General features: G+C 72.6%; 12 protein-coding genes. 9 read left to right on the plus strand and 3 right to left on the minus strand.

The window, feature by feature from the left end:
• Nucleotides 1-322: 322 nt before the first annotated feature.
• On the plus strand, nucleotides 323-508 hold the full coding sequence (gene rpmB / locus AB0I72_RS12065) for a 50S ribosomal protein L28 (RefSeq protein WP_013151263.1): 186 nt from the start codon (nucleotides 323-325) through the stop codon (nucleotides 506-508).
• Between the two features lie 116 nt (nucleotides 509-624).
• Here the strand turns inward: rpmB and AB0I72_RS12070 are convergent, their stop codons facing one another.
• Both AB0I72_RS12070 and AB0I72_RS12075 read right to left on the minus strand, forming a co-directional pair.
• Nucleotides 625-1,278: a cellulose binding domain-containing protein gene (locus tag AB0I72_RS12070; RefSeq protein ID WP_358566247.1), complete on the minus strand. Its 654-nt coding sequence runs from the start codon at nucleotides 1,276-1,278 to the stop codon at nucleotides 625-627.
• A gap of 198 nt (nucleotides 1,279-1,476) precedes the next feature.
• Nucleotides 1,477-2,484, minus strand: a complete 1,008-nt coding sequence (locus tag AB0I72_RS12075; protein WP_358566250.1) for a thiamine-phosphate kinase — start codon at nucleotides 2,482-2,484, stop codon at nucleotides 1,477-1,479.
• Between the two features lie 131 nt (nucleotides 2,485-2,615).
• On the opposite strand from AB0I72_RS12075, the gene AB0I72_RS12080 reads away from it, so the two are divergent.
• Nucleotides 2,616-2,849, plus strand: coding sequence for an Lrp/AsnC ligand binding domain-containing protein (locus AB0I72_RS12080; protein WP_358566253.1), 234 nt, complete (start codon nucleotides 2,616-2,618; stop codon nucleotides 2,847-2,849).
• 38 nt (nucleotides 2,850-2,887) lie between these two features.
• Nucleotides 2,888-3,334, plus strand: coding sequence for a DUF3515 domain-containing protein (locus AB0I72_RS12085; RefSeq protein ID WP_358566256.1), 447 nt, complete (start codon nucleotides 2,888-2,890; stop codon nucleotides 3,332-3,334).
• Nucleotides 3,335-3,454: 120 nt separating this feature from the next.
• Here AB0I72_RS12085 and AB0I72_RS12090 read toward each other — a convergent pair whose 3' ends face one another.
• On the minus strand, nucleotides 3,455-4,273 hold the full coding sequence (locus tag AB0I72_RS12090) for a DUF3105 domain-containing protein (protein ID WP_358566259.1): 819 nt from the start codon (nucleotides 4,271-4,273) through the stop codon (nucleotides 3,455-3,457).
• Between the two features lie 88 nt (nucleotides 4,274-4,361).
• Between AB0I72_RS12090 and AB0I72_RS12095 the strand changes: the two genes are divergently transcribed.
• From AB0I72_RS12095 to AB0I72_RS12120, 6 genes are all read left to right on the plus strand, one after another.
• Nucleotides 4,362-5,114: a DUF305 domain-containing protein gene (locus AB0I72_RS12095; RefSeq protein WP_358566262.1), complete on the plus strand. Its 753-nt coding sequence runs from the start codon at nucleotides 4,362-4,364 to the stop codon at nucleotides 5,112-5,114.
• A gap of 216 nt (nucleotides 5,115-5,330) precedes the next feature.
• On the plus strand, nucleotides 5,331-6,770 hold the full coding sequence (locus tag AB0I72_RS12100; RefSeq protein WP_358566265.1) for a cytochrome ubiquinol oxidase subunit I: 1,440 nt from the start codon (nucleotides 5,331-5,333) through the stop codon (nucleotides 6,768-6,770).
• Between the two features lie 12 nt (nucleotides 6,771-6,782).
• Nucleotides 6,783-7,841: a cytochrome d ubiquinol oxidase subunit II gene (gene cydB, locus AB0I72_RS12105; protein ID WP_358566268.1), complete on the plus strand. Its 1,059-nt coding sequence runs from the start codon at nucleotides 6,783-6,785 to the stop codon at nucleotides 7,839-7,841.
• 220 nt (nucleotides 7,842-8,061) lie between these two features.
• Complete coding sequence (cydD, locus tag AB0I72_RS12110) at nucleotides 8,062-9,846, plus strand: thiol reductant ABC exporter subunit CydD (protein WP_358566271.1); 1,785 nt, start codon at nucleotides 8,062-8,064, stop codon at nucleotides 9,844-9,846.
• A complete protein-coding gene (gene cydC, locus AB0I72_RS12115) occupies nucleotides 9,843-11,609 on the plus strand; it encodes a thiol reductant ABC exporter subunit CydC (RefSeq protein WP_358566274.1) in 1,767 nt (588 codons plus the stop codon). The genes cydD and cydC overlap by 4 nt, the downstream gene beginning before the upstream one ends.
• 228 nt (nucleotides 11,610-11,837) lie before the next feature.
• On the plus strand, nucleotides 11,838-12,773 hold the full coding sequence (locus tag AB0I72_RS12120) for an EI24 domain-containing protein (RefSeq protein ID WP_358566277.1): 936 nt from the start codon (nucleotides 11,838-11,840) through the stop codon (nucleotides 12,771-12,773).

Below are 12,773 nucleotides of genomic sequence, written 5' to 3' on the forward strand. Positions count from 1 at the left end.
CGCGTGGGAGGTTGCGCGGGCGGGGCCGGGTGGGCGTCCGGCCCCTCCCGACAGGGGTATACTCGTCGGAGTTCATCGCCTTTTCGCCATGCCCGCGTGGCGGATGCGATGCTCAGGTGGGGGTGCGAGGGCTTCGGCCGCACCGTCTCCACCACGACGAGTACGGGCACCGGTCTACGGTACGCATCCGCGTCTGACCACGTCCTTCGTGTACTCTTCCACGGTTGGCGTCCGCGCCAGCCTGTCCACCCGGCCTCTCCCGGTCGGTCGACCCTTCGCGTGCGGCGACGTGCGCGATCCCGAGCGCTTGAATGGAGTTACCGTGGCTTCCGTCTGCGACGTCTGCGGCAAGGGACCAGGGTTCGGTAACAGTGTTTCCCACTCGCACCGTCGCACCCGCCGCCGCTGGAACCCCAACATCCAGACCGTTCGCACCCGTGTGGGCGGCACGCCCAAGCGCGTGAACGCCTGCACCTCGTGCATCAAGGCCGGCAAGGTGACCCGCTAGGGTTCCAGCCTTCTGGATTCGACGAAGGCCCTCCGATCACTGGTCGGGGGGCCTTCGGCGTGTCCGGGGACCCGGTTGGCCGGGCCCCGCCCCCGTCCGGGGCGCGACGCGGCGGCTCAGAGGGCGCAGACGTGGCCGTTGAGCGAGCAGCGCACCGGGTACTGCGGTGCGCCGAGGGCGTCGAGTTCGAGCGTCGCCGAGTCGCCGGGCTCCAGGTCCTCCTGGGAACCGGGCTGACCGGCGAGGATGCCGTCCGAGAACGGTTCCCAGTCGGCGTCGCGGACCTCGATGACCTCCGCGGTGTCGAAGGCCAGGGCCAACTCCCAGGCGTCCAGCGTGACCCGGGAGGTGTTGGTGATGGTGACCCGCGCCGTGAACCCCGTCGCACTGGTCTCGACGAGCTCGTACACCACCGTGGTGGGCTCCACGCCCGACTGGACCTCCTCGCCGCGCTCGCCGGAGGAGCCGTCCTCCTCGTCGTCCGGTGAGGCCCCGTGGCTCGGACGCGCCCCGTCCTGGGTGCCCGGGATCTGTGTCGCACCCGGCGAACCGCCGAACTGGAGGTAGATCTGGGTCGTGCTGTAGCCGAAGAGCAGCAGGCCGAGGATGACTCCGGACACGACGAGGACGTTGATCAGCCGCGGGGGTTCGACGCGCTTGGGGACGGTGCTCTCCAGGTAGCCGCCGATCCGCCGCAGCACACCGGCGTCCTCCCGTTCGCTGCGGTGCACACCGCGCCGGGAGTCGTGCCGCGACACGTGCCGCCCCATAAACCGCCTCTCGACGATGCTCCGCTCCTGCCGGCCCTCGCCGGATGGACGCCGGTCGCGGACCTTCCGTGCCCGGGCGGTGACGAACGTTCCGGGGCTCTTCGCGCTCCACGAGGACGGGCGGGCCGCCCAGCGGACGGCGCGAGCCGCGTTGGCACAGCCTAGCGCGATCGCCAAACGGGACAAATCCCGGCAGTGTCAACGTTCGCGGAAGTGATCCCACCCGCTCCGGGCCGGTGGTCGGCCGCCCACGGTGACGGGCGTTCGCTCCGACGGGTCGGTCCCCTCCCCGGCCTCCCCTCCACCAGTGAGGACGCCGCCCATCCGGATCCAGTTCTCGGGGAGGTCGACGTCGGGTGGAAACGTCGCGGCCAGGGCGTGGTCCTCCCCGCCGCCGACCATGAGGTCACGGGCGACGCGTTCGGCGTCCTCCGGCCTCGTGCCCAAGAGGCGGACCCCCTCCAGGAGGGCGGGGTCGGGGCGGAGCGCGTCGGGGTCGAGGTCGACGCGGACCCCGCTGGCACGGCAGACGTGGCCGAGGTCCTGGGCGAGGCCGTCGCTCACGTCGAGCATGGCGGTGGCCCCCGCCCTCGCCGCCACCGGCCCCTCGGTGTAGGGCGGGCTCGGCCTGCGGTGTTCGGACAGGCACTCCGCGGGGCCGTCGATCCCCGCCTCCAGGAGGGCGAGGCCGGCCGCCGACAGTCCGAGGTGGCCGCAGTAGGCCACGACGTCGCCCGGGCGGGCGCCGTCGCGGCGTACGGGCGCGCGCCCCTGGAGATCGCCGAGCGCGGTGATCGCGACGGTCAGTGTGTCGGACGCCACCGTGTCCCCGCCCACGACGGCGCCGCCCGCCAGCGCGCACTCGTCGCGCACCCCGGCGGCGAACTCCTCCACCCAGGAGACGGGCAGGTCGGAAGGCGCGGCGAAGCCGATGAGCAGCCCGGTGGGGCGGGCGCCCATGGCGGCGACGTCGGCGAAGTTCTGGGCCACGGCACGGTGTCCGACGTCGCGCGCCGACGACCACTCCCGACGGAAGTGACGCCCTTCGACCAGCACGTCCGTGGTGGCGACCGTCCTGCCGTCGGGCGCCGCGACGACCGCCGCGTCGTCGCCGGGTCCGAGGATTACATCTTGCGTCGCGGGGAATTTGCTCGTCACACGTGTGATCAGAGCGAACTCACCAAGACCCCCAATGGTGCTCAACACAGGGATCAGGGTACGGTGACGCTCCGGAACGGTGGTCTAGACCCACGTTTGTCACCTGTTCGTCATCGGCCGCACCGTCGGCTCGGCCGGGGCCGCTCCACCTCACACCCGGCACACACGAAGGAGTTCACATGGTGCAGGCATACATCCTGATCCAGACCGAGGTCGGGCGGGCCGCCGAGGTCGCGGGGCGGATCAGGGAGATCGAGGGCGTCGACGAGGCGCACGACGTCACCGGGCCCTACGACGTGATCGTCCAGGCCCACGCCGACGACGTCGACTCCCTGGGCGCCCTGGTCGTGGCCCGGATCCAACGGCTGGACGGGATCGCCCGCACCCTGACCTGCCCGATCGTCAACATCTGACGGGACGGGTGGGGGTGCTGACCGTGGGGAGAGCCGGTGTGGGAGCGGCCGTCGCCGCCGTCCTGTTGGTGACCGGGTGCGGGGCGGGGACCGTGCGGATGGAACCGCCCGCGGTCGACGGGACGACCACGGAGGTCTGTACCGCGTTCGTCGCCGCGCTTCCCGACACCCTCCTGGACGCCGAACGCGCGAACGTGCGCCCCGAGTCCGACGTGATGGCGGCGTGGGGCGATCCCCCGATCGGTGTGCGTTGCGGAATCCCCCGTCCCGCGGCGCTGACCGTCGACGCCCCCCTCCAGGAGGTCGACGGGGTGCCCTGGCTTCCGGTGCCCGCCGACGATCCCGCCATGTTCGTGGCGGTGGGCCACACCGCCTACGTCGAGCTGACGGTGCCGCCGAGCCACGGCCCTCCGGCCGCCGCGCTGACCACCCTGAGCGCGCTCGTCGAGGAGCACATCCCGCCGCTGCCCGAGGGTCGGCTCTGACCCCGGGCGCGCGGGCCGCGCGGAGACGGGGAACACGACGAAAGACGAGAGAGGGGCCGCCGACGGTGCGTCGGCGGCCCCTGGTCGTGCGGCGGGAGGGATCGGTGAGGGAGTGAGGGGTTACTCCTCGGCGGGCGCGTCCGAGGCAGCGGCGTCCTCCTCGTTCCCGGACTCCTCGTCCGCCCGCTCCTCGTCGTCGGCGGCGTCGCCCTCGGCGTCCTGGTCCTCGTCCGCGCCGGTGTCGGCGCCGGAGCCGTCGTCCATCGGGCCCCCTCCGCCGAGGAAGCCCATGTCGCCCGTCTCGAGGCCCTCCTCGACCACGGACTCCGTCGCGGAGACCGCGCCGGAGCAGGCGGCACCCGGCTCGGGAACGTCGGTGCCGCGCTCGTAGAGGGCGACGAAGCGCTGGAGGGCCTCGTCGTCCGCGGTCTCGGCGGTGATCTGGCGGCCCCAGCTGGAGGCGACGATCGGCGCGTCCAGGTCGTCGTGGGGGGTGATGAGCAGGTAGTCGCCGGGGCTGTACATGTCCACCAGGGCGTCCACCTGATCCTGCGCCAGGTCGGGCGCGTAGTTGATCCACACCGCGCCGTGCTCCAGGGAGTGCACGCCGAGCTCGGGGGTCACGGCCTCGGGGTAGACACCGCAGTTCTGCCAGTAGGCCCAGTGGTCCCCGCCGACCGACGGCGACTGCGCGTAGTCCACCCGCTCGCCGACGTCGACGTGCTGGTAGGAGCCGACCTCGAACTCCTCCAGGCCGGGGATGATGCGGCTGCGGATCTCCATGAAGACCGCGAAGGCGAGCAGACCCAGGACCAGGGCGGCGGCGGCGCTGACGCCCGCGATGTTGAGTACCTTGCGGCGGCGCTCGAGCTTGAGCCGTTGTTCCCGCATCTCCGCGGCTCTACGACGCCGTTCCGCCGCCGTCTTCTTCTTGGCCACTGGGCCTCCCGGTACACATGCGGTCGAATGGGACTTATCTATCCTCTACTTTGGCACCACAGCCGTGCGATTCGACCAGGATGGGTCCATGGGACACAGAAGCGAGACCTCCGCCGGAGCCACCGGGGGAACCGACGACGCGCCGGACGAGGCCGCGCTCGGACCGGAGGAGGCGGACGGCGTCGCCGGGGGCGGATCTCCCCGTTCGGCCGGTCGCACCGTCCCCCTGGGCATCACTGTGATTCTGGTCACCCTCGCACTGGTGATCGGCTACCTCGTGGGACGCCCGTCCAGCCCGTTGGACAACAGCGCCGACGCGGGGTTCCTCCGGGACATGAGCTCCCACCACGCCCAGGCCGTGGACATGTCGCTCGTCATCATGGAGAAGACCGAGGACCCGGAGCTGCGGATCGTCGCGGTCGACATCGCCCGCACCCAGCAGGGCCAGATCGGGATCATGCAGGGCTGGTTGACCATGTGGGGGCTGAACTCGCGTGGCGCGGAGCCGCCGATGGCGTGGATGGAGGGCTCCGAGCACGACCACGGCGCGGGCGAGGGCGTCGTCCCGGAGACCATGCCCGGCCTGGCGACCGCGGAGGAGATGGACGCCCTCCGGGCCGCCGAGGGAGTGGCGGCCGAGATCATGTTCCTGGAGCTGATGATCGCCCACCACGAGGGCGGCATCGACATGGCCGAGGTGGCGGTCGAGCTCGGCGGCGAGGAGCTCGTGACCGACCTGGCGCAGGGGATGGCCGACGCCCAGGTGAAGGAGATCGAGGCGATGGAGGCCATGCTGGCCGACCGCGGCGTCGACGTCGAGGCGACGGCCGCGCGGGACTGACCCCGTCCGCCTCCGCGCGACCGCGTTGTCGCAGGTAGAGGCCTGATCCCAGGAAGAACGGGCGACCTCGCGCGATCCACCGCCGCAGCCCCCCACCCCCGCATCCACCCCCGAGGCCGCGCCGAGCAGGCGTTATCCCGGGGCCGCCCAGACTTACGACACGACGTAGCACTACGATGCGTAGTACTACGGCCAGTCGGTACCTGAGAGGTGGGCATGGAAGCTCTTGATCTCGCGAGGTGGCAGTTCGGGGTCACCACGATCTACCACTTCCTCTTCGTACCCCTGACCATCGGGTTGTCCTTCATCGTGGCGGTGCTCCAGACGGTCTGGTACCGGACCGGCAGACACGAGTACCTCCAGGCGACCCAGTTCTTCGGGAAGCTGTTCCTCATCAACTTCGCCATGGGCGTGGTCACCGGGATCGTGCAGGAGTTCCAGTTCGGGATGAACTGGAGCGAGTACTCCCGCTTCGTCGGGGACGTCTTCGGCGCCCCGCTGGCGATGGAGGCCCTGCTGGCCTTCTTCCTGGAGTCGACCTTCATCGGCCTGTGGATCTTCGGCTGGCACCGGCTGCCGCGCGCGGTGCACCTGCTCTGCATCTGGCTGGTGGCGCTCGGGACCAACCTGTCCGCCTACTTCATCCTGGCGGCCAACGCGTGGATGCGGCGGCCGGTCGGCTACGAGGTCGACCCGGAGACCGGCCGCGCCCAGCTCACCGACATCTGGGCCGTGCTGAGCAACGACCAGGCGTGGTCCACCTACCTGCACACCGTGTCGGCCGCGTTCATCACGGCCGGGCTGTTCGTCGTGTGCGTCAGCTGCTACAAGCTCTGGCGCAACACGCGGCACGACGACACCGGGGTGACGGGCGTGGTTCCGCCCAAGGGCGACCGCGCCCTGTTCCGCGGAACGCTCAAGGTCGGGCTGGTCTTCACCCTCCTGGCCGGGATGATCGTGGTCGTCTCCGGCGACCACCAGGCCAAGCTCGCCGCCGAGTACGAGCCGATGAAGCTCGCCGCCGCCGAGGCCCTGTGGGACACCGAGGAGGGCGCCGACTTCTCCGCCTTCGCCGTCGGCGACACCGAGGCCCGGTACAACCCCATCGACGTGACCGTGCCCAACGTCCTCAGCTTCCTGGCCACCGGGGAGTTCGACGGCGAGGTGCACGGGATGAACGACCTTCAGGAGGCCTACGAGGAGTACTACGGCCCCGGCGACTACACGCCCAACGTGTTCGTCGTGTACTGGGCGTTCCGCCTGATGATCGGTCTGGGAATGGCGGGGGTCGCGGTCGCGATCCTCGGGCTCCTCCTGACCAGGGGCGGCCGCTCGCCCCGGCCGTGGTTCTACTTCCTGGGGATGCTCGCCCTGCCCGCGGCGCTGGCCGCGAACATCCTGGGCTGGGTGCTCACCGAGATGGGCCGCCAGCCGTGGACCGTCCACGGCGAGCTGCTCACCGCCGCGAGCGTCTCCCCCGGGGTCAGCCTCGGGACGGTCGCCACCAGCCTCGCCGTCTTCACGGCCCTCTACGGCGTCCTCCTCGTGGTCGAGGTCGGGCTGCTGGTCAAGTACGTCAAGGCCGGGCCGTCGCACCTCGTCCCCGAACTGGAGGACGACGAGGACGAGGCCCGCATCCCGCACTTCAGCTACTAGGAGCCGAGGACCATGGAACTGACCGTCATCTGGTTCGTCGCCATCGCGGTCCTGTGGACCGGATACTTCGTCCTGGAGGGGTTCGACTTCGGGGTGGGCACGCTGCTGCCCTTCATGGGTCGGCGCGACTCCGTCGACCGCCGGGTCGCGATCAACGCGATCGGCCCGGTCTGGGACGCCAACGAGGTGTGGCTGCTCACGGCGGGCGGCGCGATGTTCGCCGCCTTCCCCGCCTGGTACGCGTCGCTGTTCAGCGGGTTCTACCTGCCGCTGCTCCTCATCCTGGTCGCCCTGATCGCGCGTGGCGTGGCCTTCGAGTACCGGGGCAAGCGGGACAGCGCGCGCTGGCGCGCCTGGTGGGACCGGGCGATCTTCTTCGGGAGCGTCGTCCCAGCCTTCCTGTGGGGGGTGGCCTTCGCCAACATCGTCCGGGGCGTGGCGATGGACGCCGACCACATCGTCACCGCGGGCCTCCTCGACCTGCTCAACCCCTACGGCCTGCTCGGCGGCGTGACCACGCTGTCGCTGTTCACCCTGCACGGGGCGGTGTTCCTGACGCTCAAGACCGACGGTCCGGTGCGGGTCCGGGCCCGGCGGGCCGCCCTGGCCTCCTCGTGCGTCGCGATCCCCGCCGGGGCGGCCTTCCTCGCGTGGACGCAGCTCGCCCACGGAGCCGCCTGGACCCTGCCGGTCGTGGTGATCGCCGCGACGGCCCTGGTGGGCGGGGTCGCCGCGACCTGGCGCGGACGGGAGGGGGTGGCCTTCACCCTGACCGCCGTGACCGTCCTGGCGGCGTCCACGGCCCTGTTCGGGTCGCTGTTCCCGAACGTGCTGCCCTCGACCACCGACCCGGCGTTCAGCCTGACCGTGTCGAACGCGGCCTCGGGCGAGTACACGCTCACGGTGATGACCTGGGTGGCCGTGGTGTTCCTGCCGTTGGTCATGCTCTACCAGGGGTGGAGCTACTGGGTGTTCCGCCGACGCGTGACCGGGGCGCAGGTCACGGGCGCGTCGGTCTCGGGGGGTGCGGCTCCGGGCGCGACCGGCGCCGCGCCGACCCCGGCCCCGTAGCCACCGCGCGTGGGACGTCCGTGCGCATCGCCCCGTACGGACGTCCCACGCGCGGCGTTCCCTCCCGTGCGCCCGGCGTCCCGCGCACGGCGCTCCGGCGCGTACGGCCCTCACCGGACGTTGTCCACAGCGCGCGAAGAGGCCCTGCCGCGCCTCGGATCGAGTGAGTAGGGTCCTAGGAGATCGTCCCGCCGTAGCATCCCCCGGCAAGGAGACCCGGTTGAAACCGCTAGACCCACGCCTGGTGCGTACCGCCGACGCGGTCCGGGTCCACCTGGCCGTCTCCGTCGCCAGCGGCGTGCTCATCACCGGGCTGATCCTGGCGCAGGCCTGGCTGCTCGCGTACACCATCACCGGGGCGGCCGGGGGCGCCGGGATGCGGACCCTGGGGTGGGCGATCGCGGCCGTCGCGGGGGTGGCCGTGGCCCGGGCGGTGCTCGCGTACCTGGCCGAGACCTCCGCCCTGCACAGCGCCGCGCGGACCAAGTCACAGCTGCGCAGACGCCTGGTCGCGCACGTGACCGACTCCGGTCGGGTGTGGACGGCCGAACCCGGAGCCGACGGCGAGGCGGGCTCCCCCAAGGCGGGTGAGCTGGTCACCCTGGCCACCCGAGGGCTGGACGCGCTCGACGACTACTTCGCCCGCTACCTGCCGCAGCTGGTGCTGTCCGCCATCGTCCCGCTCGCGGTGCTGGCGGTGGTGTTCTGGGCCGACTGGATCTCCGGGGTCGTCATCCTGGTGACACTGCCGCTGATCCCCCTGTTCATGGCGCTGATCGGGATGCACACCCAGTCGCGCACCGACCGCCAGTGGCGGCTGCTGAGCCGCCTGGGCGGGCACTTCCTGGACGTCGTCGAGGGGCTGCCCACGCTCGCGGTGTTCCGGCGTGCCAAGGCGCAGGCGGCCATCATCCGGCGGGTGGGCGAGGAGCACCGGCAGGCGACCATGGGCACCCTGCGGATCGCCTTCCTGTCGGCGTTCGCGCTGGAACTGCTGGCCACCCTGGCGGTGGCGCTGGTGGCCGTGGAGATCGGGCTGCGGCTCCTGGGCGGCTACATGGACTACCAGACGGCCCTGCTCGTGCTGATCCTGGCCCCCGAGGCCTACCTGCCGCTCCGGGAGGTGGGCGCGCGCTTCCACGCGAGCATGGAGGGGGTGGCCGCCGCCGAGCAGGTCTTCGCCGAACTGGACCGCACCCGCGGCACCCGCCGCCGTGCGACCGCGGTCGGGGCCGGGGAACCGCGGGAGCCCGAGGCCGGAGAACGGAGGGAGCACGCGCCGACCGGCGGAGTCTCCCCCGCCACCGGCGGAGACATCCGCCTGGAGGGGGTGGGTGTGCGCTATCCCGGGCGGGACCTGCCCGCGCTGACCGGCCTGGACCTGGAGATCACCGCTGGGGAGCACGTCCTGCTCACCGGGCCCAGCGGGGCGGGCAAGACGACCCTGCTGTCCCTGCTGCTGCGGTTGAACGAACCCGGCGAGGGCCGGATCAGCGTCCGGGCGCCCGGTGGGGACTGGGCACCGCTGGAGGACATTCCGGCGGAGGACTGGCGGCGGGGGATCGCGTGGGTCCCCCAGCACCCCTACCTGTTCGACGTCTCGGTGGCCGACAACATCCGGCTCGGTGCCCCGGACGCGTCCATGGAGCGGGTGCGCGAGGCCGCGCGGCGGGCCGAGGCCGACGCGTTCGTCTCCGCACTGCCCGAGGGATACAGCACCCGCCTGGGCGAGCGCGGCGCACGTCTGTCGGCCGGTCAGCGGCAGCGGATCGCGCTGGCGCGGGCGCTGTGCCGCGACGCGCCGCTGGTCCTGCTCGACGAGCCGACCGCCCACCTGGATCCGGAGAACGCGGCCGCGGTGCGCACGGCGGTCGCGCGGCTCCTGGAGGGGCGGACCGCCGTCATCGTCGCCCATGACACCGGATGGGCCCACGACGTGCTCGGCGCCGCGCCGCGCGTCGCCACCCTGCCACTGCCGAGCCTGGAGCGGAGTGTGTCGCGATGAGCGCCGAGGCGGAGGTCCCCGTGGAACACGGAACGGACGGGATCGTCAACGGCCGGGACCCGCTGCGGCGGATGATCGCCCTGGCGTGGCCGCGCGGGACCCGGTTCGCGTTGGGCGTGCTGTTGGGCGCGGCCGCGACCGGCGCCGGGGTCGCCCTGCTGGGTGTGGCGGCGTGGATGCTCGCGACCGCCGCCGACCATCCGCCGATCACCGCGCTCGGGGTGGCCGTGGTGGCCACCCGGGCCCTGGGCGTCAGCCGTGGTGTGGCCCGCTACCTCGAACGGCTCGTCACCCACGACGCCGCCTTCCGCACCCTGGCCGAGGTCCGCGTGCGGGTGTACGAGCGGCTGGCGGCCACCGAGCCGTTCGGCCGGTTCCGATCGGGCGACCTGGTGTCGCGGCTGGTCAACGACACCGAGGCGACGCTGGACCTGCTCGTGCGCGGACTGACGCCGCCGCTGGTGTCGGTGGTGACCGGTGGGGCGACCGTGCTCTTCCTGACCACGGTGTACGTGCCCGGCGGTCCGCTGCTCGCCGCGGGGCTGCTGCTGGCCGGTCTGGCGGTGCCGCTCGCGGCCGCCGCACTCGGCCGGGGGCCGGGGCGGCGGCAGGCCAGGGCGCGCGGCGAGCTGTCGACCGCGCTCGTGGACACCCTGCACGGGGCTCCGGACCTGGTGGCCTACGGGGCGATGGACCGGCAGGTGGAGCGGGTGAACGCCGCCGACGCCGAGCTGGCCCGGACGGAGCGGCGGGACGCGGCGATCCTCGGGTTCGGCGCGGGGGCGACCGCGCTGATCACCGGGCTCACCGTGTGGGCGGCGCTGCTGCTGGGCGTCACCGCCGTGGAGGGCGGCACGCTGAGCGCGGTGTCCCTGGCCGTGCTCGTGCTGACCACGCTCGCAGCGTTCGAGATCGTGGCGCCGCTGCCCGCGGTGGCCGCCAGGCTGGGGGCGATCCGGGCCAGCGGGGCGCGGCTGTTCGGGGTGCTGGACACGCCGCCCGCCATCGCTTCCCCGGCCCGTACGGGGCTGGAGCCGGAGGGCGACCCGACGGTGCGCGTACGGGACCTGCGCGTGCGGTACGGCCCCGAGGAGCCCTGGGCCCTGGACGGGGTGGACCTGGAGATCCCGGCCGGGTGGACGGTGGCGGTGATCGGGCCGAGCGGCGCCGGGAAGAGCACGTTGGCGTCGGTGCTGCTGCGGTTCCGCGACCCCGATGCGGGGCGGGTGGAGATCGGCGGCACGGACGTGACCGCCTACCCGGCGGACGAGGTGCGCGCCATGGTGTCGGGGGTGCCGCAGGATCCGCACGTGTTCGCGTCGACGCTCCGGGAGAACCTCAAGCTGGCGCGGCCCGGCGCGGAGGACGACGAGCTGTGGGCGGCGCTGCGCCGGGCCCGGCTTTCGGACGAGGTCGCCGCGATGCCCGAGGGCCTGGACACCCGGGTGGGCACGCACGGGCTGGGGCTGAGCGGCGGCATGGTGCAGCGGCTGGCGCTGGCCCGCGCCCTGCTCGCGTCACCCCGGGTGCTGGTCCTGGACGAGCCGACCGCGCACCTGGACCCGGACACCCGCGACGCGGTGATCGACGACCTGCTCGACGCCGCCGAGGGGTACTCGACCCTGCTGATCACGCACGACCTGGCGGGGCTGGAGCGGGTCGACCGGATCTACGTCGTGCGCGAGGGGAAGGTGATCCAGTCGGGCACCCACGCGGAGCTGTCGCAGGAGGAGGGGTGGTTCCGAACCGTGAGCGCTCACTGACCGTGATGGGCAGAGGAGTCCCCCGGACGTCCCGGAGACAGCAAGCCGGCCGGCCGCCCAGGCCACCCAGCGCGTTCGGTAGACCGCCCTGCTAGGTGAGGAGTGGTGTCGCCTCGATCTCGATGCCGAAGGGCTCCGGCAGCTTCACGGACGCGTGCAGGCCAGAACCCGACCCCCCTGGTCACCCGCGCGGCTGACACCGGCGGACCCATCCTCTAGGGTGCGTGCGTGATCAAGTCTCTTCGCGAAATCCTCGGTGGTGCGGGCGCGCTCGCGCGCGGCTTCGGCATGATGGTGCGCAGTCCGCGCCTCTTCGTGCTGGGCGCGCTGCCTCCGCTGTTCACGTCGCTGGTGTTCCTGGCGCTGTTCGTGACCCTGCTGGTCAACGTGTCCGACCTGGCGGCGTGGGCGACGCCGTTCTCGGAGGGGTGGGACCCCCTCTGGCGCGACGTCCTGCGTGGCGCGGTCGCCGTGGCGCTGTCGGTCGGCGCCGTCCTGGTCATGGTCGTGACCTTCACGACGGTGACGCTGACCTTGGGCTCGCCGATCTACGACAAGATCACCGAGCTGGTCGAGGAGCAGTTGGGCAACGCGCCCGAGGGGTCCGACGAGTCGCTGGCGGCCTCCATCGTGCGGGCGATCCGCCAGTCGCTCGGGATCATCCTCGCCTCGCTCGCGGTCACCCTGGTCGTGTTCGCGGTCGGGTTCGTCCCCCTGATCGGGCAGATCGTCGGCGCGGTCCTGGCGGCGGTGCTCGGCGGGTGGCTGCTCGCCATCGAACTCCTGGCCGGGGCGTTCGACCGGCGCGACCTGCTGCTCGTCCGGGACCGCCGCAGGTACATGGCCACCCGGCGGCTGCGCGTCCTCGGCTACGCGGTGCCCACGTACTTCCTGCTGGCGATACCGTTCGTGGCGATCGTGGTGTTCCCCGCGGCCGCGGCGGGCGGCACCATCCTGGCCCGGGAGCTGCTCGGCGCCGACGCCCAGCGAACCGGTGGCGGCGCGCTCCCGCACGGCGGCCCCCAGCCCCCGGGAGTTCCCCAGGGGCGGCAGCGCCCCCACACCCCGGGTTGGCACCAGGGCCAGGCCGGGCCGGGGACCCTGCCGGCTCCCGGCACCCCCTGGTCTCCCCAGGGTCCGGGGCACCCGCCCGCCCGGGGCTGA

Source organism: Nocardiopsis sp. NPDC049922 (genome assembly GCF_040660275.1).
Lineage (GTDB): Bacteria > Actinomycetota > Actinomycetes > Streptosporangiales > Streptosporangiaceae > Nocardiopsis.

Bases quoted from the DNA above. Each gene is read 5' to 3' on its own strand.
- AB0I72_RS12070 (WP_358566247.1), bottom strand. From the start codon at position 1,278: ATGGGGCGGCACGTGTCGCGGCACGACTCCCGGCGCGGTGTGCACCGC.
- AB0I72_RS12080 (WP_358566253.1), top strand. From the start codon at position 2,616: ATGGTGCAGGCATACATCCTGATCCAGACCGAGGTCGGGCGGGCCGCC.
- AB0I72_RS12095 (WP_358566262.1), top strand. From the start codon at position 4,362: ATGGGACACAGAAGCGAGACCTCCGCCGGAGCCACCGGGGGAACCGAC.
- AB0I72_RS12100 (WP_358566265.1), top strand. From the start codon at position 5,331: ATGGAAGCTCTTGATCTCGCGAGGTGGCAGTTCGGGGTCACCACGATC.
- cydB (WP_358566268.1), top strand. From the start codon at position 6,783: ATGGAACTGACCGTCATCTGGTTCGTCGCCATCGCGGTCCTGTGGACC.
- cydC (WP_358566274.1), top strand. From the start codon at position 9,843: ATGAGCGCCGAGGCGGAGGTCCCCGTGGAACACGGAACGGACGGGATC.